Origin of the sequence: Xanthomonas sp. LF07-6 (assembly GCF_034105445.1) — a bacterium.
Taxonomy (GTDB): domain Bacteria; phylum Pseudomonadota; class Gammaproteobacteria; order Xanthomonadales; family Xanthomonadaceae; genus Xanthomonas_A; species Xanthomonas_A sontii.
Window position 1 is genome coordinate 1 of the sequence record NZ_JAXGGI010000045.1, and the last position, 516, is coordinate 516.

Consider the following 516-nt stretch of genomic DNA (forward strand, 5'->3'; position numbering starts at 1 on the left):
TCCGGGACCAGCACCGATGCGGTCAACGGCTCGCAGCTGTATGCCACCAATACCGAACTGGGCGAGGTCGGCACCACTGTCAACAGCATTCAGCAAGGCGCGGGCGTGAAATACGCCCACACCAACTCGACCAAGGCCGACAGCACTGCCAGCGGTACCGACAGCAGCGCGATGGGACCGGCGGCGAGTGCGTACGGCGACAGCGCGGTGGCACTGGGCAATGGCGCGGTGGCGGGCGATGCGAACGATCCGGCCGTGGCCAACGCCGTGGCACTGGGCAAGGCGGCCACGGCCAGCGGCGGCGACAGCCTGGCGCTGGGTGCAGGCGCAGCGGCGGCGCAGGCCGGCGCGGTGGCGCTGGGCAGCGGCAGCAGCACGGCCGCGGCGGTGGCGACCACCGGCGGGACCCTCAACGGCACCGCCTACACCTACGCCGGCGCTGCGCCGGGCAGCACGGTGAGCGTGGGTAGCGCCGGCCACGAGCGGACGGTGACCAACGTGGCCGCCGGCCGCGTG

1 pseudogene is annotated in these 516 nt (G+C 73.3%); it reads left to right on the top strand.

From position 1 onward, the window contains the following. A pseudogene (locus SLW56_RS20805) lies at nucleotides 1-516 on the top strand (hemagglutinin); the annotation flags it as partial.